Source organism: Mesorhizobium sp. M7A.F.Ca.CA.001.10.2.1, from assembly GCF_003998575.1.
In the GTDB taxonomy this organism is placed as follows: Bacteria; Pseudomonadota; Alphaproteobacteria; order Rhizobiales; family Rhizobiaceae; genus Mesorhizobium.
The window spans coordinates 1-19783 of the sequence record NZ_RZQY01000035.1; the positions used below are offsets into that span (position 1 = coordinate 1).

21 protein-coding genes, 1 tRNA gene and 1 pseudogene are annotated in these 19783 nt (G+C 60.5%); 17 read left to right on the top strand and 6 right to left on the bottom strand.

The features are described 5' to 3' along the window. From EN964_RS04325 to EN964_RS04335, 4 genes are all read left to right on the top strand, one after another. A partial coding sequence (locus EN964_RS04325; RefSeq protein ID WP_127276191.1) for a hypothetical protein occupies positions 1-1814 on the top strand: 1814 nt, incomplete at its 5' end. Positions 1815-1940: 126 nt separating this feature from the next. Further along, the gene (locus EN964_RS37510; RefSeq protein WP_164775727.1) at positions 1941-2081 is read left to right on the top strand and encodes a hypothetical protein; all 141 of its coding nucleotides are present in this window, start codon (positions 1941-1943) and stop codon (positions 2079-2081) included. Positions 2082-2490: 409 nt separating this feature from the next. Continuing rightward, the gene (locus EN964_RS04330; RefSeq protein WP_127273274.1) at positions 2491-2874 is read left to right on the top strand and encodes a hypothetical protein; all 384 of its coding nucleotides are present in this window, start codon (positions 2491-2493) and stop codon (positions 2872-2874) included. Between the two features lie 174 nt (positions 2875-3048). Next, entirely contained in the window at positions 3049-3258 is a 210-nt protein-coding gene (locus tag EN964_RS04335) for a hypothetical protein (RefSeq protein WP_127270279.1), read from the top strand. 77 nt (positions 3259-3335) lie between these two features. On the opposite strand, the gene EN964_RS04340 is transcribed toward EN964_RS04335, so the two are convergent. Continuing rightward, a complete protein-coding gene (locus EN964_RS04340; protein ID WP_127270278.1) occupies positions 3336-4730 on the bottom strand; it encodes a recombinase family protein in 1395 nt (464 codons plus the stop codon). Positions 4731-5017: 287 nt separating this feature from the next. On the opposite strand from EN964_RS04340, the gene EN964_RS04345 reads away from it, so the two are divergent. Together EN964_RS04345 and EN964_RS04355 are read left to right on the top strand one after the other, a co-directional pair. Next, positions 5018-5272 (top strand): helix-turn-helix domain-containing protein, encoded by a 255-nt coding sequence (locus EN964_RS04345; protein WP_127270276.1) that lies wholly within the window; start codon positions 5018-5020, stop codon positions 5270-5272. A 462-nt stretch (positions 5273-5734) separates the two neighbouring features. Further along, the gene (locus EN964_RS04355; RefSeq protein WP_127270273.1) at positions 5735-6412 is read left to right on the top strand and encodes a Crp/Fnr family transcriptional regulator; all 678 of its coding nucleotides are present in this window, start codon (positions 5735-5737) and stop codon (positions 6410-6412) included. Here EN964_RS04355 and EN964_RS04360 read toward each other — a convergent pair. Next, positions 6409-6700, bottom strand: a pseudogene (locus EN964_RS04360) (hypothetical protein). The gene EN964_RS04355 and the pseudogene EN964_RS04360 sit on opposite strands and share 4 nt — an antisense overlap. Next, entirely contained in the window at positions 6697-6888 is a 192-nt protein-coding gene (locus EN964_RS04365) for a hypothetical protein (protein ID WP_306663755.1), read from the bottom strand. The pseudogene EN964_RS04360 and the gene EN964_RS04365 overlap by 4 nt, the downstream one beginning before the upstream one ends. Before the next feature lie 162 nt (positions 6889-7050). On the opposite strand from EN964_RS04365, the gene EN964_RS04370 reads away from it, so the two are divergent. The 4 genes from EN964_RS04370 (at position 7051) to EN964_RS38085 (ending at position 9734) form a co-directional block, all read left to right on the top strand. Beyond that, on the top strand, positions 7051-7737 hold the full coding sequence (locus EN964_RS04370) for a hypothetical protein (RefSeq protein ID WP_127269310.1): 687 nt from the start codon (positions 7051-7053) through the stop codon (positions 7735-7737). A 134-nt stretch (positions 7738-7871) separates the two neighbouring features. Next, on the top strand, positions 7872-8186 hold the full coding sequence (locus tag EN964_RS04375) for a hypothetical protein (protein ID WP_127276193.1): 315 nt from the start codon (positions 7872-7874) through the stop codon (positions 8184-8186). Beyond that, positions 8183-8491: a hypothetical protein gene (locus EN964_RS04380; protein WP_127269312.1), complete on the top strand. Its 309-nt coding sequence runs from the start codon at positions 8183-8185 to the stop codon at positions 8489-8491. Before EN964_RS04375 ends, EN964_RS04380 begins: the two co-directional genes overlap by 4 nt. Positions 8492-9029: 538 nt before the next feature. Continuing rightward, complete coding sequence (locus EN964_RS38085) at positions 9030-9734, top strand: hypothetical protein (RefSeq protein ID WP_127269314.1); 705 nt, start codon at positions 9030-9032, stop codon at positions 9732-9734. Positions 9735-9827: 93 nt separating this feature from the next. Here the strand turns inward: EN964_RS38085 and EN964_RS04395 are convergent. Then, a tRNA-Ser gene (locus EN964_RS04395) sits at positions 9828-9917 on the bottom strand. Positions 9918-10382: 465 nt separating this feature from the next. After that, positions 10383-10715, bottom strand: coding sequence for a hypothetical protein (locus tag EN964_RS04400; protein ID WP_245456865.1), 333 nt, complete (start codon positions 10713-10715; stop codon positions 10383-10385). 380 nt (positions 10716-11095) lie between these two features. Here EN964_RS04400 and EN964_RS04405 point away from each other — a divergent pair, with 380 nt between their 5' ends. The 7 genes from EN964_RS04405 to EN964_RS04435 all read left to right on the top strand — a co-directional run bounded on the left by EN964_RS04405 (position 11096) and on the right by EN964_RS04435 (position 18769). After that, entirely contained in the window at positions 11096-12328 is a 1233-nt protein-coding gene (locus tag EN964_RS04405) for a septal ring lytic transglycosylase RlpA family protein (RefSeq protein ID WP_127273444.1), read from the top strand. Positions 12329-12431: 103 nt separating this feature from the next. Next, positions 12432-13595, top strand: coding sequence for a D-alanyl-D-alanine carboxypeptidase family protein (locus tag EN964_RS04410; protein ID WP_206528688.1), 1164 nt, complete (start codon positions 12432-12434; stop codon positions 13593-13595). A gap of 139 nt (positions 13596-13734) precedes the next feature. After that, a complete protein-coding gene (gene tmk / locus EN964_RS04415) occupies positions 13735-14409 on the top strand; it encodes a dTMP kinase (protein ID WP_164775730.1) in 675 nt (224 codons plus the stop codon). Then, positions 14406-15461 (top strand): DNA polymerase III subunit delta', encoded by a 1056-nt coding sequence (locus EN964_RS04420; RefSeq protein WP_127269115.1) that lies wholly within the window; start codon positions 14406-14408, stop codon positions 15459-15461. The genes tmk and EN964_RS04420 overlap by 4 nt, the downstream gene beginning before the upstream one ends. A 141-nt stretch (positions 15462-15602) precedes the next feature. Then, a complete protein-coding gene (metG, locus tag EN964_RS04425) occupies positions 15603-17153 on the top strand; it encodes a methionine--tRNA ligase (RefSeq protein WP_127269114.1) in 1551 nt (516 codons plus the stop codon). Continuing rightward, a complete protein-coding gene (locus EN964_RS04430; protein WP_127269113.1) occupies positions 17153-17947 on the top strand; it encodes a TatD family hydrolase in 795 nt (264 codons plus the stop codon). The genes metG and EN964_RS04430 overlap by 1 nt, the downstream gene beginning before the upstream one ends. A 3-nt stretch (positions 17948-17950) precedes the next feature. Then, positions 17951-18769 carry an MBL fold metallo-hydrolase gene (locus EN964_RS04435; RefSeq protein WP_127269112.1) on the top strand — a complete coding sequence of 273 codons (819 nt, stop codon included), beginning with the start codon at positions 17951-17953 and terminating at the stop codon, positions 18767-18769. Positions 18770-18849: 80 nt separating this feature from the next. Here the strand turns inward: EN964_RS04435 and EN964_RS04440 are convergent, their stop codons facing one another. Beyond that, a complete protein-coding gene (locus EN964_RS04440) occupies positions 18850-19770 on the bottom strand; it encodes a LysR family transcriptional regulator (protein ID WP_127276199.1) in 921 nt (306 codons plus the stop codon). Positions 19771-19783: the final 13 nt, after the last annotated feature.

Here is a 19783-nt window from a genome sequence, read left to right on the forward strand (position 1 = left end):
ACATCGATAAGGGTCTTACAGCCGCGTCCGCTGCCATAGGCTCGCTTCTCACTGGCGAACTCTATTCCAAAGTCAATGCGGAGATGACCCGCATGAACGAGGCGAGCCGCGAGGCCCACCCTGTCGCGCGGACGCTTGGCAACGTGACGGGTGCGGTTGCCGGAACATTGCCGGCGATGATGGCTGCGCCAGAGGTGTTTGGCATTGGAGCTGCGTCGAAGCCTCTGCAATATGGCCTTAGCGCGCTTTCTGGAGCCGCGATCAACGGTGCGGATTCTGCTGTGCGTTCGGGGGGAGATATCAAAGAAACCGGCAAAGGCGCCGGGATCGGGTTTGCGACTGGTTTGGCTGCGCCATTCTTGGCGCCGCTGATCGGCAAGGGCGTCAAGGCCGTCGCCGACAACCTCCACATCGGCGCGGTCGCGCGCGCCCTCGGGCTCGACAAGACCGCCGCCAAGGTCTTGGCGGGGGCTGTTCGTCAGGATGCCGTAGATCCCGCTGCACTGTCGCAGCTCGGCGACAACGGCATGTTGATGGACCTTGGCGCGAACATGCGGCATACCGCCGGCGCTATTGCCGCCACCCCAGGCGAGGGCAAGGCAATCGTTCGAAACGCAATCGGCGCACGCGATGCTAATGCTAACTGGCGTATCCGGTCGGCCCTTGATGAAACGCTTGGCGAAGCTCCCACGCCCTCGCGCATCATCGATCGAGCCAATACCAACCAACAGCGCCTCGCGCCTGAATATCAAGAGGCATTGCGCGATGCTGGCCCGGTCGACACTTTACCGATTGCCCGCTATCTCGAAACCGAAGCCCAGACGTTGCGCGGCGAGCCGCAGCGCCTTGTGCAGCGTGTCCGCTCGATGCTGGACCATCAGCCAACGCCGGCTGACATTGCTCGGGCTCGGGCCGATGGCCAACCGCCCCCCGGCACGTCTCTAGTTTCGGACGCGGGCGAATTGCTGAACACGCGGCACGCTATAGACGACATGTTGGAGACAACCCAGGGAACGAACGCCGTCAACGCCCTGACCACGGCGCGGCAGACTGTTGACGACGAGCTTCGGGCATCGGTTCCCGGGATCAAGGAAGTTGACGCGAAATATGCAGAGCTGGCCCGGCAGAAAGAGGCTGTTGGGCGTGGCCAATCCGTCCTTTCAAGCGGCCGGGAAGCGCCGCGCCCCGACGAACTCGCCGCAGAAGTCCGGCAAGGTGCATTGCCGCAGGGGCTGCAAGTCGGGCCGTCCGCTGTGCCGCTTCGGTTGCGTGAAGGCGCTCGGGCGGAGATAGAGCGCATCGTCGGTACCAACGCAAACGACCGTGTAGCGCTTCAGCGGCTCATCAAGGGCGAAGGCGATTGGAACAGGGCTCGTCTGTCGACGCTTTTCGGGTCCGACAAGGCCCGCTCCATCATCGATCTGCTTGACCGGGAAAAGCTGTTTGCCGACACGTCGAACATCGTCACGCGCAATTCGGAGACGGCGGCGCGTGTCGCTGCTCGCGAAGCAATTGATCCCGCCAACGCCCCCGGGTTTGGCTTACGCGAAGGCTTCATTGCCGGCGGTGCCCGCGGCGCGGCCCGAGCGGCCGGCATGCGGACGGTGGATAAGGTCATTGACGCCTTGAACAATGGCGGAAACGAAAAGGCTATAGCCGACATGGCTCGCACGCTGATAGGCGGCCCGCAACAGAGCGCAGTATTGGAAGCGCTTATGAAGGCCGGCCGGGGATCTCAGATTCAGCAGTCACAGGTCGATCGCGTTGCGCGAGCGCTTTTGCTCAGCGGCCCCGCCGGGGCCAACCGCCCTTGAATACCGCACTTTGCGGTCCTCATAGTACCAGATAAGCAGAACCAGGACTGTCCCCGCCATAAAGCCGACGACCAGCCCCATCATGAATTTTGGTTCAAGACTGCTAAGAAACCAGTCAAGCCCCTGATGCAGTACCGCCAGCACCGCAATCGTAATCAAGGCGGCAATTATCTGAAGGACGGTGTTCCGGGACATGTGGCGGAACATATGCGGAAACAGCCTGTATTGAAAGATGCGGGGCAGGCGGCCGATTTAGCATCAGGTTAGGGCGGCAAGAGTTGGAATCCGCCCGACCATCGCAACTATCCCCGACGCCGCAAGTTGACCTATGCTGGTTGATCCCAGCTACTACAGACCTTGCCCGCTACCGAGAGGTGGCGGGCTTTTTGTCGCGCGATTGACACGCTGCCCGGCCTAAGCCAAAGAGTGACACATTGCGGATTGGCAAAGGGGAATGTCGATGAAGAAGATCTATCAGAAGCCCGTTTTCACGAAGCGTGAGCGACTGTCGTCCGTGACGGCTTCGCCAACCCCATCATCTCTTCCCCCGTTGGATCCGACCTAACCAAATCCGGGGAAGTAGCGAATCGCCGCTCAAGGGCGGTCAAGCAAGCCCGCTGGCCTCACGGCCGGCGGGCTTTTTCATTTCCGAGGGCAAGAACCCGACCAAAGCCCAATGCCGAAGCGCAAAGGTCTGACCCGTGAAACATTGGAGTTCTTTACACGTTTGATGCAGCCGACGTTCAACAGTCCCCTCATCGTCGGTTGGTTGATTACCCGCCACGGCTCGCTTGGCGTGGCGGGTATTCATCACGGAGAGCGCATGCAAACTGGTGAGATCATCGCAACGCCTTCGAAACGGCGTTGGTCGCGGTCCTGGCCCCAGCGGCAAGAACTAGCGGAACCTATTTTTCTGCTGCCCATGAATGATAATCGGCGGCCCAATGGATTGGGACACGAGCTACCGACGGGGTGGCAGCGCGCAGGGGTGCTTATTGCGGCCGCTGCTTTGGTGTCATCCTTGTGCGCCCTGCTGCTGGCATCTTGGATGTCAGGTTGACGGACAGGCCGCAGTGTCCGTTCCGGCCAATGTTTGGTATAAAGGTCTACTCCACCACAACGAGCAGAGGCCTGTGCTTTGGCTGTTCGTGCCAAATGACTTGGCGTAGGTCGCGCATTTTGCGTTTAAAGGGCGTCTGCGGCATTCTACACGGACTTCGGGGAGGTGCGATCAATGCCGATTCGACGGAAAGCGACTGAAGCCGGTGTCTTGCAGCCGTCGGAACTGGCGCTGTTGGGCCGCGTCTTTGAGCAGTTGAAGCTTGATGGCCAGTCGACGGATGCCCGCGACTCCATCGCATCCCGGATCATTGCGAACTTCATGGCCGGCGTGACCGATGAGGCCGAGCTGGTCTCGCTCTCCCGGCAACCGCTCGGCCGCTAGGAGGCAACTAATGGAGGGGATGTTGGCCATGGACGTACAGCCTTGGCCGGCCCGTCACTGCTTCCTCAAGGCTTCGATCACTCTGAGGATGCTGTCGGCCGAGCAGCATGCGCGTTCCGGCGCCGAGCGGCAGTTCGCTGTCGGGCTGCCGAGATACTTTCGCTCGTTGTCGTAGGAAAGCCAGCTAGGCCATAGGCGTTCACAACCGACCCGAAACGCTTGATGAAAAGTTTGTGATTTGGGAGGTGGCGGTCCTTGTCGATCAAAGCGATTGTGATGTAGCCGAACTTTGCGTGCAATCGGCGGATGCCATCTAGCAGATCGTCATCCGAGTAGTATTTACCTCGTTGGCCGGTTGGCGGACATATGAACCCAGCCGCCTTATAGGCGGCCTGTAGGCTCCCGAAGTGCACCCAATATGCATGCGCCGAGGGTGTGTAGGGGCAATTGTTGATTATCGCCTGCGAGAGCTTCTTTTTCTCTCGTAAGAGGCACTTCAGATTTCTGATCATGTCGGGGTCTCGGAGGGCAAAGACCCGTCCCAAGCTGAATTCCCGCTGCACTCGGGCAAATGTTTTAGGTTCAATAATAGGCTCCATCACCCTGGTCCGGACCCAAAGATCAGGAGGGTTGCGGCGCACCGGATTTTTCATTTTGTGGTTGGTCCGGTTGAAGACGTAGTATCCTGTCATCAACTCGTTTCGCAACACGCCTTTGACCCGTCCCCAACGCCATAAGTCGCCATCCGTCGACGGTATCTTTTCGTCATTCAATGTCTTGGCGATGTTCGCAATGCTTTGTTTCTGCGCGAGAAACATGCGAAAAATTCGCCGTACTATTTTGAGCTCCTCGTCAGGTCCAGGCATAAAAACTACGCGGTCTGATTTGAGCCCCTTGCGGTCGCCCGGCCCGAGGAACAATCGCGGCGTTCCGTCATGGCTAACCAAAAAGCGTCTGATGCCATAAGGCACGGGGCCGCCCTGTTTAAATCCGAGGCAAGCTTGCTGAATTTGCGCTCTGTAGATTTTGGCGGAAAGTTCGCGGCTGTACTCGGCCGCCATTACCCGCTTCAGGTTCTTTACGATGCTGGCGACCATGCTGCCGTCATTGTCGAACGGTTCCCCGCAGTAGTGGACATTGATGCCTGCATCGCGGCAGATAAATTCATAGTGCGCGGCCTGGTCCGTATCCTGGAATCGTCCCCACCGGCTGACATCCAGGACGAGGATCACGGAAAAGCCGCCCTGACCAGTCACGACATCCGCGAGCAGTTGCTGTAGTCCGTCCCTCCCTTTCAGACTTAGGCCGCTCTTGCCTGCGTCGGCATACGTGCGGACAACGGCAAAGCCTCTCATCTCGGCATACTCCGAAATGGCCGCTCTTTGATTATCGAGTGAATACCGCTGATGGTCGGTTGACATGCGAAGGTATTGCGCTGCCGGGACGCGAAGAGCAGTCGAGAGTTCGGGCATCGCCGGCGCTCCTTAATACCGTCCGACGGTATTAAGGGAGAGTAACACGGGGCGAATTTGCTGATTAAAGAAAACGGGCGATATCCATTGTCTCAAATCATTTAGTACACTGTAGTGCACACGATCAGGTCGCCGCCGTGCAGCTTGCCGGAGTTCGTCGAGGAACTGGCACCCGTCATCAATGCCGGTCCGATCGACACCTTGGACGCCTTTTCTCTAATTTGGCATTTTATACGCCATCGCGTATATCACCATTTTATACGCATTCGCGTATTCGGAGGACCATGATGCTTGACGCGATAGCGCGCAATGAAAAGCAGATCGGCGCAATCCTGCGGCGCGCCCGTCGGAAAGCAGGGCTTACGCAAGAGGCGCTTGGAGATCGAGTGCACCTCCGCCAGGGCACAATATCGCACCTTGAGGCCGGAAAGCCTGCAGTGCAGCTGCGAACCTTGATGGTAACGCTTTCTTCCCTCGGTCTGGAAATTGTCGTTCGTCGGCGCACCAGGGGCAGCCCTGCTGACTTCGAGGACCTGTTCTAGGGGCGGTGCAAAAGATCACGCACCCAGTGGCAATCAGGATCGTCTAAGGTTCCTGCGGCCGGTGGTCCCTATGCCCGCCGGGGGAACATTTTCGACTAACAAATGTTAATGCGCCTATGGAAATGCCTACTCCACCGGAAGCAGTACCCGATAGGATCCTAATCGCAGCGGCGAGACTGCAAGCGGCGTTGGATGCGAGGAACACGCAGAATAGCATTCAGTCCATGCGTGACGAGGAGGACCTGCGCCACGACTCCGATGAGGAGAACTAGCCCTTCTCCCGCGGCCGGAACTCACGGCGGCTTTGGCTACCTTCTTGGAGAATCCGCCATGGACGCTGACGCCAAAGCGGTTGGCATAAAACGCGATGAGATCGACGGGGAAGTTGACAGCCTGTATAGAACGATCCTTGATGCGATTGTGCATTACGATGCAGGTTCACCAGAATGAATTGGGGAGCGGGTGACGGAGTTTTTCAACCGGCTTTTGAGCGCCTTGGTCTTCCATGATGACCAAAGTGCCCTGATTCCCGAATTGAAGCTTCAGACCTATCCCCCAGGCTACCATTTCGAAACTGCCGACGCTGTGAGTTCATCTGTTTACTTCATTTGCAGCGGGGTGGCAGGTGTAATTGCCAGAAATAACAATAGCGGGGCCGCCGGCATCGCATTAGTTGGACAGGAAGGAATGACCGGGGCCGCGCTCGCCTTCGGGGTTGGGGTTTCCGCACATGACTATGTGGCTCTCACCTCTTGTGATGCCTATGCCCTAGAAGCGGGACGGCTCACTGAGGCTTTTGCGCGCTCCCCGAACATGCGACTGCTGGTCATCCGCTACTTCTACGACTTGGCGGCACAGTTTGCCGGATCGGCTTTCGCTAACGCGCGACAGACAGCGGACGCTAAAATCGCCCGAATGCTCCTGATGCTTCAGGACCGCTTGCCACAACCTTTGCCGATTACGCATGCGCAACTGGCGCTGATGCTGGGTACCCGACGACCAGGCGTCACTCTCGCGTTGCAGACGTTGGAAGGCATGGGCTACATTCGTGCGGGTCGAGGAAAAATCTCGGTGGTTGATCGCGACGGGCTCATCGAAATGAGTGACGGAGTTTATTCTGCAGCGGAACGGCAAGGTTAGGCGCTGCCGTCGGTCTCGCTTTCCTCATCGATCGTCCGGACCGGCAAATAGGCATTCGTTTCCAGCCACTCACGCAAGATGATCTGAATGAGATCCGCCCGGCCTGATCTTCATCTCGGCGGCGATGGAGTTCAGCGCGTCCTCCGTGGCTGGCTCCAGCGGTAGGCCGGCGACGTTCCGGAGCATCAAAGCAGCCCGCCGAAGCATGATCTGAAGATCCGCTCGCGACATGTCGGCGATGCTATCGGCGGCGTTCTCAAGCTCTTCTACGATAGAAAGGCGGGTCATGGCCTTGCCTTCAGCCTGACGCCTGGGCTCCCATGGTTCAGAAACTCGATGCCGGCTTCCTCAAGAACGGTCATCACGGCGCGCACCTTGTCCAAACCGCTGGTCAGTCCTTCGGCGCCCTTCTTTTCCATCGCGCTTATCGTGTTGATGTTGATTCCTGCCCGCTTGGCAAGCGTCCCTTGATCCATGTCAGCAAGCGCCCGAGCAGCGCGAAGCTGGTTTCCTGTAGTGAGCATGTTGTGTCCCCATATCGGTAGACTAGGAATATTTCATAGTTTGCTGTTGACGGCAAGCGAATTGCGGTTCATGGTTAACTAGTAAATGTAACTAGTTCATAGGGAACCAAACACATGCCGAGCACATCTGTTCGGGCTGCCGCCGAAGGCATGCCCAATGTCAACCGCCGCAACCTCTTGCTTGGTGCGGCTGCTTTCTCAACCGCTGCCGCCGTTGTTGCGGTCTCTCCTGCGGCTCACGCCGCGCCGACCAGCCTAGAAGAGGCAATCGCCGCCTGCCAGCGGGCCGAACAGACCTATGTGTCAACAGCGGCTCGGGAAAATGCCATCGCTGACGCGCTTGGCGATAAGCTCTTTCCGAAGTGGACGCCTCCCGGTGGGCTCTCGTCCATCTGGTCGCACCATCCGAAAGCCTTCCGGTCGTCCGGCGACCTCGAAGCCGAGATTGCCCGCAAGAAGGCACAGGTTGATGAGTCGTGGGCGTCGAGTTGCATGGATCGCGCCGGCTACAATCGGTGGATGGCAGGCATCACGTCCGCAGAAACCGAGGGCCTAACCTCGCTGCGCAAACAGGAAGCCGTGACCCACGCCAGCGGTCACCACGACGCCATGCAGCAAGCAGACGACGCAATCGCTGTCTGGAACACGGCGTTTCAAGCTTTAATCAGGCATCCCTGCGTGACGATGGTCGAAGTGAGGGCGAAGGCGGCAGCTCTCATTCATGGCTACGGAGCCCTCGGCGTTGCGGTCGATGACGTCGAGTTTATCGCCTGTCTTGCGTCCTTCTGTGGTGAGGGCTGACCATGGGCGAAGTTGTATACTTTCGCCCGAAGCCGCCGCCTTCCGGGGAACTGGACGAGCTCATCGCATGGCTGAAGCCGGCCTCCGACTGGCGCACCGGCCGCATGCAAATCGAGTTGGCATATCATTTCCGCATGACCGCCGATTTTCGACGCATCCTTGCCACCGATACACATGGGAAGGACAGCGCCGAAGCGGTTTTCCAGCGCGACCTAGCGGACAAGGCCTTCAAGGCTTGGCAAATCCAATGTCTCAAACAGGTCTTCATCCCGGCCCGGTGCGTCCGTGATCTGCGCTGGAAAGAGGATTGGCTTCGCCGCAATGGTGGCGGATCGCCGGAAACCGCGCTCTCTGTCGCCCGCGATGAAGCCGCCTTCGCGGGTCGCATCGAACTCCATTCCCGTCAACAGGCGACGCGAAAGGCAAACAGGAAGGCGGTGCGGTCATGAACGCGCACACCCGCCTTTCCGACCCGACTGTCCGCCGCTCGATCGAGGACGAGATTGAGCGGCTGATTTCGCTGCTGGACTTCGTAGAGCCGGACCCGGATCTAGAACCTTGGCTGGCTGGCGGCATCGAAGTCGTCGGCGCCGATGACAGGGAAGGGGACGACGAGCGAGAGCGCGACGATTGCGACCTCGAAGAGCAGCACGACGCCGAAGCGTACTGTGCGGAAGACTATGGCGATATCGCGTGGTCGAACGATACCGACATGCCGCAAGAGGGGTCGGATTGGCATCGCAACGGCTGGTGACCCCCGTATCGTCAAATAGTGGACATAGAGCCCGCTGCCTCATGGTGGCGGGCCTTTCTATTCTTTGTGTTGAACGATGTAGCTATTGCTGATGGCGTTGCCCCCAACGCCCCGCGTGACAACAACGGTGGTGTACCCGGCGGGCAGTGAACCGGTGACAGTCTCGTCGACAGGATGGCATCGTCCGACGATTTCACCGTTTGGCGCACCTGCGAGCCTGTCTTTCAGAGATGCCCGACACGCGTCGAACGACGCATATGTCGTCGGCGCGGCCTCAATGGGCTTGCAGACGGCAGCCTGGCCTGGGCTGCAAGAGAGTAAAAGCAATACTGCTGCGGTTGCGGGGTCCATTGTCGAAGCTCCACTGAGACCAGCCTCAACGCGGATCGAAGGCCTTTGTTGCACAGGCAGCCCCGGCGGCGACCCGCTGCCGAGAGATGGCGGGCTTTTCATTTGGTGGTGGAGCGTAGCGGGATTAGCGGGCACAAGCTTTCCCACTATCTTGCGCGGTCATGTCTCCAAGCTCCACCGTGCCAGGATGGCCCGCGATCCGATAAAGCACCTCGAAGCACAACACCGATACCTAACCAAAAATCGCGAAAAAGTCTTGGCAAGGAAACGTTCGCCAGAAGCTAGGGAAAAGAAGAAAAAATGGAGAGCTGAGAACCGTCAAAAAGACTTGGACTACGGGCGAAGGTATCGTGAGACACATAAGGAGATACGTGCAGCGGCCAAGAAAGCTTGGCGTCTAGCCAATCCGGAAAAAGTGGTTGCGTACTACCATGCGTACAGAGCTGGTCATCTGGATGAAACCCGGATTTCCCAACGAAAATACTTTGTCGAACATCGCCAGGAAATCTATAAGAAGCAGGCCGCGTGGATGCTGCGAAAGAAATCAATCAACACCATGCGCCACGACCCGGACACGGTCTATCGGGTGGTGAGCCGGGCGGTCAGTTCAGGACTTCCGCGCTTCATGCGTGATGATGTTATCGCCTCGATGCTCCTGGCTGTGCTCGAAGGCAAGCTACTGCTGGAGCACGTCGGTGCGCGGATGAAGGATTACGTCACCGGCTACAACCGTGAATACGACACGTTCAAAACGCTCTCGCTCGATGCGCCGATGGGAGGGACTGATCTCAGGCGAATCGACCTGCTTGAGGCACCGGCGCCGTATGAGCCCGAGGACGACGAGGATGACGACATGGTCATGCTCAGGGGAGGGCAATCGCTCTGGCGATAAGTCGTCATTGAACGAAAAAGTTAGGAACTGAGTTAGGAACCGAATAAGGCGAGAGCGATTTACTCCGCTTTTTCAATTAGTTAATTAGAATTCTGGCGGAGGAAGTGGGATTCGAACCCACGGTGAGCTTGCACCCACGCCGGTTTTCAAGACCGGTGCCTTAAACCGCTCGGCCATTCCTCCATCGTGATTCTTCAACCACTTGGGTAGCACGAGGCCAGCTCGTTTGGCCTGTTGGCACCGGATTGGCACCGAAGGCGCTCCCGGCTGGTTCACGCCTCATTCCTGTAAAGCGGCATTGAGGGCTGCGTCAACCACCGCTGCGTCGGTTCCTGCTTTCCTGGGCAGACTCTGAGCGTGTCGGGATCGAGCGCCGGGACTATCGCGGTCCAATGGTGCATGAAGAAGAAGCCCGCCGCGGGCGTTGCCCGAGATGTGAGGCGCTGCAGTGCTTGCATGCAGGGGCCCAGGCAAGGGCGCGATCCGGCTATCGACCGGAACCATCAAGCAACCGGGCGGACGGGTTAATCCCCACAGGGCCAACCTCTTGGGACGGCTGCGGTATTTCCCCAAAAATTTAGTTCGCCAAGGGAACAGCTGCTGGTGAGGAAGGCCGAAGCTGCAATTTGGCTCCGGCCTGAGCGGTCCTCAGTCTTTGCAGCTTTCATCGGCCTTTGCCGCCGCGGCCTTATCACCATGCTGCTGCGCCTCAATGTCCTGCTGCGAGGTTGCGAGATTCTTGTCCCCGCCGCCTTCAGCGCCCGCCAATGGCATTGTGGCGCCATCCTTGGCGGTTGGCTTGCCCGCGCTGTCCGTGGCTTTCGGGGCCTCTAAGGGCGCGTGAGTTCCATCTTTCGAAATGCCGGCGGTCTGCTCGGCATCCGTCCCGGCATTGGAAGCCGACTTGTCCGGGCATGCGGCGATCGCAGACCCGGCAGAAAGTGACATTGCGATCGCGATTGTCAATGAAGCCATTTTCATCATGCTCATCCTTCTGTTCGAGTGCCCTGCGGATGAAACTAGCGGCGCATTTCTTTGTTCCGGACTATCGGTCCGCTGCCCGACAAAGCCTGTCAACGGGCAGGTATGGCCGGCAGGAGCGAAGCCAGGCTCTCTGTGGCAGAGGGCATCACATCTCTCGCGTGGAAGCGCGAAAATCGTTACTTTTCAGAGGGCTCTTGCGGTGGAGACGCCACAATCTTGCCCGGTTGCGGCCACAATCGGTTAATACCGTGATAAGCAATTCCTGCGCACAAAGGATCGGGGTTCGAAGGCGTCGCTGGTATTGGTCGGGTGAGTGTTTCGGCTTCTTCGACGGTTGGATACGACGTCTAGGCAAGACTGAAGGGGACATCAGGAAAATGCAGGCTGTGACGCAACCGCGTCTTCGTCGCGCTGCTACAGTCGCGTTGTTCGCCATGTCGGCCGCCTTGCTGGCGGCTTGTGCGTCGCAGCCCGAGCCGAAAGCGATGGTCTACAAGAAGACCCGCTCCAAGGAATATTTCGCCGAATCCGAATATGGCGTGAAGGCAAGCCCGCGTGTGATCTCCCAGAATGGGCGCATCCAACGTGGCGGCGGCAGGGATCAGCTCGGCAAACCCTATCAGGTCCGCGGCAAGTGGTATTACCCGAAGGAAGACAAGCGCTACGCCAAGGTCGGCCTGGCCTCCTGGTATGGCGATGCCTTCCATGGCCGGCTTACCGCCAATGGCGAAGTCTACGACATGACCCACCTGACCGCAGCGCACCCGACCATGCCGCTGCCAAGCTATGCCCGTGTCACCAATCTCAAGACCGGCAGTTCGGTCATCGTTCGCGTCAACGATCGCGGCCCATATCACGAAGGCCGCATCATCGATGTGTCGGAGCGCGCTGCCCAGATGCTTGACTATGTCAACACCGGCACCGCTCAGGTGAAGGTCGAATATGTCGGCCGCGCGCCGCTTGACGGCGATGACGACCAATATCTGATGGCTTCCTACCATCCCGGCAACAGGGTGCCCGACCCGTCGGACGGACTGCCGACCGGCGTCATGGTCGCCATGAACGGGCCGTCGCCAAGCCTGCCTGCGGGCAGCGCGGCCGTGCCGTTTCCGGGCCAGTTGACCGATTCCGGTTCTGTCCAGCCGGTCATGTCGGCGCAGTCGTCGGCGTATGGCGATCTGGCGCTTCCGGATTTCGGCCCGATCGTGCCGGAACGCCCGCAGATCAATCTGCCGCCGCAATCACCGTTTGCCATGGCCTCGCTGTCCTATGCCGACGAGCGGGTCGAACGCGCCTCAAGTGCCTTCGCCGCGATGGGTGGCGACGGGATGTCGCCGGCCGACGTGCTTCAATCGTGGAAGCGGCAGCCGCCACCGGCCGGTCCGTCCACCGACTACGTCGCTGCCGGTTCGTTCGAGGATGCCGGAGAAGCCAAGCGTATTGCCGCTCAGCTTGCCGCCTTCGGCAAGATCGAGATCCAGCGTTCGGAACTCGACGGCGAGGATTGGTATTCGGTCAATCTCTATCCCGATGGCCACCGCAATCTGGACGAGATGTTGCAGGCTGCCTGGTCGCATGGCGCTCCCGATGCGCTGGCTGTGCGCAACTGAGTACAAGCCAGGCTGGATTTCGGCTACGCGGTTGATCCGCCGTGCAAAAAGCCCGATACTTTTTGCGGGCTTGCCGGCGGTGCCGGCCAACGGGTCGAACATCATGCAATTTCGCTTGCTCCCGCTCGCCGGGCTTCTGGTTTTTGGCCTGCTGCTGTTTTTCCAGGCTCCGGCCGGCGCGCAGCTGTTCGAGACCAAGGCCGCACAGGCCTTCATGATCGACGCCGAGACCGGGACGGTGCTGTTTTCCAAGGAGGCCGACAAGCCGATACCGCCGGCCTCAATGGCCAAACTGATGACCATGGAAGTGGTTTTCAACGCCATCAAGTCTGGTCGCCTGAAGCTCGACGATACGTTCGTCGTCAGCGAAAACGCCTGGCGCAAGGGTGGCGCGCCTTCGGGGACATCGACGATGTTCGCCAAGCTCAAGTCGTCGATCCGGCTCGAAGACCTGATTCAGGGCGTGACCGTGCAGGCGGCCAATGACGGCTGCATCATCATCGCCGAAGGCATGTCGGGATCCGAGGACAATTTTGCCGCGCAGATGACCGAACGGGCCCGCCAGATCGGCCTCAAGACGTCGACTTTCGTCAATTCGACCGGCCTGCCGGCGGATGGCCAACAGACGACCGTGCGCGAGCTGGCGCAGCTCGCCCTGCACCTGTGGCGTGATTATCCGGATTTCTACCGCTACTACGGCCAGAAGGATTTTACCTGGAACAAGATCTCGCAGAGGAACCGCAATCCGCTGCTGGCGATGGACATCGGCGCCGACGGCCTGGCGGTCGGTGCGAGCGAGGCAGCCGGCTTCGGCATCGTCGGTACGGTCAGTCACAACGGCACACGGGTGATCGCGGCGATGAGCGGGCTGGCCTCGGACAAGGAGCGTGCCGAAGAGGCGCGAAAGCTGCTCGACTGGGGTGTCCGCTCGTTCGAGAAGACCGAAATCTTCGCCAGGGACGAGGTGGTTGGAGAAGCCCAGGTTTTTGGCGGCGCCAAGCCCGGGGTGATGCTGAAGGCCAAGGGTCCGATCGACATCTTCCTGCCGATCACCAATCGCGACAAGCTGACGGCCAGGATCGTCTATGACGGCCCGATTGCAGCACCGGTGGAGGAGGGGCAGCCGGTGGGCGCGCTGCGCGTCTGGATCGGCGATACGCTGAGCCAGGAGACGCCGCTTTTCGCCGCCGAATCGATCGGCGTCGGCACGCTGCCGCAGCGCGCCCTCGATGCAGTCAAGGAACTGGCGGTCGGCTGGCTGCGCTAAGGCACGTCGCTCAAATCTGACCATGGTTTTGGCGAACGACGTGCATGAAAGCAAAAAATGACGGCATGGACGTTTGGCCGAACGCGGACTATCTAGAGCGCTACAATCCCATTCAGCCATGGACAAGAAGGCCTCTCGGTTGGCACGCGGTTTTTTCATCACCTTCGAAGGCGGCGAGGGGGCAGGCAAGTCGACGCAGATCGAGCGGCTGGCCAGGAAGATGCGCGCCAAGAAATACGATGTGCTGCTTACCCGCGAACCTGGCGGCTCGCCGGGCGCCGAAGCCGTCAGGCATGTGCTGCTTTCGGGCGCGGCCGAACCGTTCGGACCGAAGATGGAAGCGCTGCTTTTCGCCGCCGCGCGGTCCGATCATGTCGAGCAGCTCATCCGGCCGGCGGTCGAGCGTGGCTCCATCGTGCTTTGCGACCGCTTCCTCGATTCCTCACGCGTCTACCAGGGCGTCACAGGCGGCATCGATCCGGCGTTCATGGATGCGCTGGAGCAGGTCGCCATCAACGGCATGATGCCGGACATGACGCTGATCTTCGACATCGATCCGGCGGAAGGCCTGAGGCGCGCAACGCTGCGGCGCGGCACCGAGGCAGTCGCCGACCGCTTCGAAAAGGAGACGCTGGCGATCCATCAGGCCCGCCGCGAGGCGTTTCTGGCGATCGCCAAGGCCGAGCAGGAGCGCTGCATCGTCATCGACGCAGCCGCCGAGCCCGACGCGGTCGAGAACGTCGTCACCGCGGCGGTGTTCGCGGCACTGGCGGCGAGAACGCCGGCACGCGACAGGCAGGCAACGCCGGCATGATCTTCGAGCGCATTGCACCCGAGCAGCACGACACGCTCGACGGCGTGCCGGAGCCCTCCGAAACGCCCCTTCTGGTCGGGCACGGCCAGGCTGCGGGCGTGCTCACCGCTGCCTATCGGGCGGGCAAGCTGCCTCATGCACTGATCTTCTCCGGACCGGTCGGCATCGGCAAGGCGACGCTCGCCTTCCACCTTGCGCATCATCTGTTGAAGCACCCGGATTTTGCGAACGCGCCGGAAAGCCTTGCCGCTCCCGATCCGGCGTCGTCGCTGTTCCGCCAGATCGCAACCGGGGCGCATCCTTCCGTGCTGCATCTGACCCGGCCGTTGAACGACAAGACCAAGAGTTTCAAGACAGTCGTCACCGTCGATGAGATCCGCAAGGTCAGCCGCTTCCTGTCGCTGACCTCGCACGACGGCAGCTATCGGGTGGTCATCGTCGATCCCGCCGACGACATGAACACCAATGCCGCCAATGCGTTGCTGAAAAATCTTGAAGAGCCGCCGGCACGGACGCTGTTCATCCTGATTGTCCACGCGCCGGGCAGCCTGCTGCCGACGATCCGGTCGCGCTGTCAGGTGGTGCGATTGAACCCGCTCGACGCCGACGACCTGATGACGGTGCTGGAAACGACCGAGCCGGCGCCGCCTGGCGATCCGGCGGCTCGCGCGGCACTGGTCGGGCGGGCAGGGGGCAGCGCCCGCAACGCGATCCTGTTGACGCAGTATGGCGGGCTGGAGATCGCCTCCACGCTCGACGCTCTGGTCACCGGCAGAAAGAGCGATGTCGGCGGCGCGTTTCGCCTCGCCGAAGCCGTGGCCGGCCGCGATCAGGCGATCCAGTTCGATATCTTCAACCGCCGGGCGCTGGACCTGTTGTCGGACGCGGCAAGTCAGGCAGCACTGGCGGGCGATCTCGCACGGGCCAAAAAATTGTCGGACACTTGGCATGAGGCGCTGGACGCTATATCTGAGACCGATACCTACAATCTCGACAAGAAGCAGCACGCCCTGATCATGATCGACCGCCTGAATTCTGCAATGCGAATGTGACGGTTTTCCCGATGCATGCCGTTGTCCCCAAAACCGGGGCCACTTTTGGGCGGCATGCATTGGCATCGGGATGGCAAATGCTGCCTCGATACGATATCCACCGCCACGCCTTTCCATTCAGACATTCATGACGGTTCATTCATGTCACGCGACAAGTTCTACATCACCACCCCGATCTTTTATCCGAACGGCAAGCCGCATATCGGCCACGCCTATACGGTCATTGCAACCGATGCCCTGGCGCGCTTCCAGCGCCTGGATGGCAAGGACGTATTCTTCCTGACCGGTACCGACGAACACGGTCTGAAGATGCAGCAAACGGCCGAGAAGGAAGACATAACGCCGCTGGCGCTGGCCGACCGCAATTCGGCGATTTTCCGCGCCATGACCGATGCGATGGGTGGCTCGAACGACGACTACATCCGCACGACGGAACCGCGCCACTACGAATCCTGCCAGGCAATCTGGAAGGCGATGGCCGCCAATGGCGACATCTATCTCGACCGCTATAGCGGCTGGTACTCGGTGCGCCAGGAAGCCTATTTCGACGAAGGTGAGACGATCGTCGGCGACGACGGCGTGCGTCGCGAACCGCTTGGATCGCCCGTCGAATGGAACGAGGAAGAAAGCTACTTCTTCAGGCTTTCCGCCTATCAGGACAAATTGCTGGCGCTTTATGAGAGCCAGCCCGACTTTGTCGGTCCGACCGAGCGCCGCAACGAGGTGCTCAGCTTCGTCAAGTCCGGGCTGAAGGATCTGTCGATCTCGCGCACGACCTTCAAATGGGGCGTGCCGGTGCCGGGCGACGACAAGCATGTGATGTATGTCTGGGTCGATGCCTTGACCAACTACATCACCGCCGCCGGCTATCCCGACACAAAGGCCGAGCAATGGCGCTATTGGCCGGCTACGCACATCATCGGCAAGGACATTGTCCGCTTCCATGCGGTCTATTGGCCGGCCTTTCTGATGTCGGCGGGCATCGAGTTGCCAAAGCGCGTTTTCGCGCATGGCTTCCTGTTCAACCGCGGCGAGAAGATGTCGAAATCGGTTGGCAACGTCGTGGATCCATTCGCGATGGTCGAGCACTACGGTCTCGACCAGGTGCGCTACTTCTTCCTGCGCGAGGTGCCCTTCGGCAACGACGGCAGCTACAGCCATGACGCGATCGTCAACCGCACCAATGCCGACCTTGCCAATGGTCTCGGCAACCTGGCGCAGCGCTCGCTGTCGATGATCGCCAAGAACTGCGGCGGCGTGGTGCCACAGCGCGGCGACCTGACGGATGCCGACAGCGCGATCCTGGACCAGGCCGTCGCCGCTCTCGACACCGCGCGCAAGGCGATGGCCGAGCAGGGCATCCATCTGGCGCTGGCGTCGATCTTCGGCGTGGTGGCGGAAGCCGATCGCTACTTTGCCGGAGAGGCGCCATGGGCGTTGAAGAAGACCAACCCGGTGCGCATGGAAACGGTGCTGTGGACGACCGCCGAAGTCGTGCGCCGCGTGGCGGTGCTGTGTCTGCCCTTTACTCCGGGATCAGCCGCCAAACTGCTCGATCTGCTGGCGGTGCCGGCGGACAGCCGCGATTTCGCGCATGTCCACGCGGACCATGCGCTGGTGCCGGGCACCGCGTTACCCGTGCCGGAAGGGGTTTTCCCACGTTACGTCGACCAGCCGGACGCGAACGTCTGATGCTCGTCGACAGCCACTGCCATCTGGATTTTCCAGATTTCGCCGAGGAGCGGGCTTCCATTGTCGCTCGCGCCAAGGCGGCCGGTATAGGCCGCATGGTGACGATCTCAACTCGCGTGAAGAGATTTCAGCAAATTATTGAAATTGCAGAGACTTTCGACGAAATATACTGTTCGGTCGGCACCCATCCGCACAATGCCGCGGAAGAGCTAGACGTAACATCTGCCGATCTGGTACGGCTGGCCGCCCACCCGAAAGTGGTTGCGATCGGCGAGGCCGGTCTCGACTATTTCTACGACAAGGCGCCACGCGATGCGCAGGCACAAGGCTTTCGCAATCACATCGCCGCCGCACGCGAAACGGGGCTGCCGCTGGTCATCCATTCGCGCGATGCCGATGCAGATATGGCTGATATTCTTGAGGCCGAAACGGGGAAGGGCGCCTTCCCCTTCATCCTGCATTGCTTTTCTTCCGGACATAGGCTCGCCGAAATTGGCGTCGCTCTCGGCGGCTACGTGTCGTTCTCGGGTATCCTGACCTTCAAGAATTCGGCTGAGTTGCGCGCCATTGCCGCCGATGTGCCGCATGACCGCCTGCTGGTCGAAACCGACGCGCCCTACCTGGCGCCCGTGCCGTTTCGCGGCAAACGCAACGAGCCGGCCTATGTCGCCCATACCGCCAAGGTGCTGGCCGAAACCATCGGCGTCAGCGAAGCTGAAATCGCCGATCTGACGACGGATAATTTCTTCCGGCTGTTCGGCAAGATGCCGCGGCCTGTAGAGCAAAGCGCCTGAACGATGACCGACCGGCTGCGCCTCACCATTCTCGGCTGCGGCTCGTCGCCGGGTACGCCGCGCATCACCGGCGACTGGGGCAATTGCGACCCCGACAACCCGAAGAACCGGCGCACGCGTGCCGCCGCACTCGTCGAGCGGATCGCGTCGAATGGCGGCCGCACGACTGTGGTCATCGACACGGGGCCGGATTTTCGGCAGCAGATGCTGCTGGCCGGCGTTAAACGTATCGATTCGGTCGTCTATACCCACCCGCATGCCGACCATATCCATGGCATCGACGATCTGCGCGGCTTCGTTCTCGATCAGCGCCAGCTGATCGACGTTCATGCCGACAGGGCGACGATGCTTCGGCTGCGGGAAGCGTTCGGATACTGTTTCGAGACGCCGCAAGGCAGTTCCTATCCGCCGATCGTCAGGCCGCATCTCATCGACCACACCAGGCCGGTGGTCATCGAAGGAGAGGGGGGTACCCTCACCCTCGAGCCGCTGCCGCAGATCCACGGCGACATCGTATCGCTCGGTTTCCGCATCGGCGGCCTCGCCTATTGCCCCGACATCAGCGACTTTCCGGAACCCACCGCCGAACGGCTGCGCGCCCTCGACGTGCTGATCATCGACGCGCTGCAATACCGGACACATCCTAGTCACCTGTCCCTTGGCGAAGCGCTTGATTGGATCGAGCGGCTGGCGCCGATACATGCGGTGCTGACGCATATGCACGTGCCGCTCGACTACGCAACGGTGGTGGCCGAGACACCAGCCAATGTCGAACCAGCCTATGATGGGATGATGATTGAAATCCCTTACGAATCAGCGTGAAAGAAACAGAACTTCATGACCGGCTCCAGGGCTCGCGTACCCAAAGCGCTGCCGATGCCGGTATGCATGACGACGTGACCTCACCGTCTCGGATACGCTGCCCGGCACACGGCCATCACAGTATCGCGAAGCCAGCGATGGGCCGGGTCGGCGTCCATTCGCGGATGCCACATCGCCGATATCTTGAACTCCGGCGTGGGGACCGGGACTTCGAAGGTCGCAAGACCCGATGTGACAGGGAGATCGCTCGTCAAGCTGTTGCCCAGGCATGAATGCGGCACCAGCGCGACCAGATCCGATTGGCGTGCAATCCGCATTGCATCCGGATATCCAGGCACGACGACCCTTATCGCCCGTTTAAGCCCCAGCTTCTCCAGGGCGGCATCGACGGGCTCGATTCTCTCCCCATCCTTGGACGCCAAGACATGGTCGCAGGCGGCATATCTTTCTGCGGTCACCGCCGCGCGCTCGAGAAGAGGATGTCCAATTCGGGCCACGCCGACAAGCTTGTCATGGAACAGGAACTGGGTGCGTATCTCCGGCGCGGACGTTCCAAGCAGGCCGATCTCCAGATCAATGAGCCCCTCCCTTAGCGGCCGCGCGTCTTTGTCAGGTTTGGGGACAAAGCGAAGGCAGATCCGTGGGGCTGCCCGAGTGACCGCGGCCACGACGGGGCCAGACAGAAATTCCAGAAATGCCTCGCTCACTCGGACGGTAAATGTCAGTTCGAGCGACGCGACGTCCATATGCGTGATCTGCGGCCGGAGCACTGCTTGCACGTCCCGCGCAAGCTCATGGACGCGCTCGCGCAGTTCGGCAGCGCGCGGTGTCGGCACCAGGCCTCGCCCGGCGCGAACGAGCAGCGGGTCGCCTGTTGCTGCCCGAAGTCGCGTGAGCGTCCGGCTCATGGCCGATGCGCTCAAGCCGAGGCGACGGGCTGCCCCTGTCACGCTGCCCTCGGCGAGCAGCACATCCAGTGCGACGAGAAGGTTCAGGTCCACATCAACATTGGTC

Bases quoted from the DNA above. Each gene is read 5' to 3' on its own strand.
- EN964_RS04345 (WP_127270276.1), top strand. From the start codon at position 5,018: ATGCTTGACGCGATAGCGCGCAATGAAAAGCAGATCGGCGCAATCCTG.
- EN964_RS04375 (WP_127276193.1), top strand. From the start codon at position 7,872: ATGACCGCCGATTTTCGACGCATCCTTGCCACCGATACACATGGGAAG.
- EN964_RS04330 (WP_127273274.1), top strand. From the start codon at position 2,491: ATGCCGAAGCGCAAAGGTCTGACCCGTGAAACATTGGAGTTCTTTACA.
- EN964_RS04380 (WP_127269312.1), top strand. From the start codon at position 8,183: ATGAACGCGCACACCCGCCTTTCCGACCCGACTGTCCGCCGCTCGATC.
- EN964_RS04430 (WP_127269113.1), top strand. From the start codon at position 17,153: ATGCTCGTCGACAGCCACTGCCATCTGGATTTTCCAGATTTCGCCGAG.
- EN964_RS04335 (WP_127270279.1), top strand. From the start codon at position 3,049: ATGCCGATTCGACGGAAAGCGACTGAAGCCGGTGTCTTGCAGCCGTCG.
- EN964_RS04340 (WP_127270278.1), bottom strand. From the start codon at position 4,730: ATGCCCGAACTCTCGACTGCTCTTCGCGTCCCGGCAGCGCAATACCTT.
- EN964_RS37510 (WP_164775727.1), top strand. From the start codon at position 1,941: ATGCAGTACCGCCAGCACCGCAATCGTAATCAAGGCGGCAATTATCTG.
- EN964_RS04365 (WP_306663755.1), bottom strand. From the start codon at position 6,888: ATGGATCAAGGGACGCTTGCCAAGCGGGCAGGAATCAACATCAACACG.
- EN964_RS04370 (WP_127269310.1), top strand. From the start codon at position 7,051: ATGCCGAGCACATCTGTTCGGGCTGCCGCCGAAGGCATGCCCAATGTC.
- EN964_RS04405 (WP_127273444.1), top strand. From the start codon at position 11,096: ATGCAGGCTGTGACGCAACCGCGTCTTCGTCGCGCTGCTACAGTCGCG.
- EN964_RS04410 (WP_206528688.1), top strand. From the start codon at position 12,432: ATGCAATTTCGCTTGCTCCCGCTCGCCGGGCTTCTGGTTTTTGGCCTG.
- EN964_RS04420 (WP_127269115.1), top strand. From the start codon at position 14,406: ATGATCTTCGAGCGCATTGCACCCGAGCAGCACGACACGCTCGACGGC.
- EN964_RS04400 (WP_245456865.1), bottom strand. From the start codon at position 10,715: ATGAAAATGGCTTCATTGACAATCGCGATCGCAATGTCACTTTCTGCC.
- EN964_RS38085 (WP_127269314.1), top strand. From the start codon at position 9,030: ATGGCCCGCGATCCGATAAAGCACCTCGAAGCACAACACCGATACCTA.
- metG (WP_127269114.1), top strand. From the start codon at position 15,603: ATGTCACGCGACAAGTTCTACATCACCACCCCGATCTTTTATCCGAAC.
- EN964_RS04435 (WP_127269112.1), top strand. From the start codon at position 17,951: ATGACCGACCGGCTGCGCCTCACCATTCTCGGCTGCGGCTCGTCGCCG.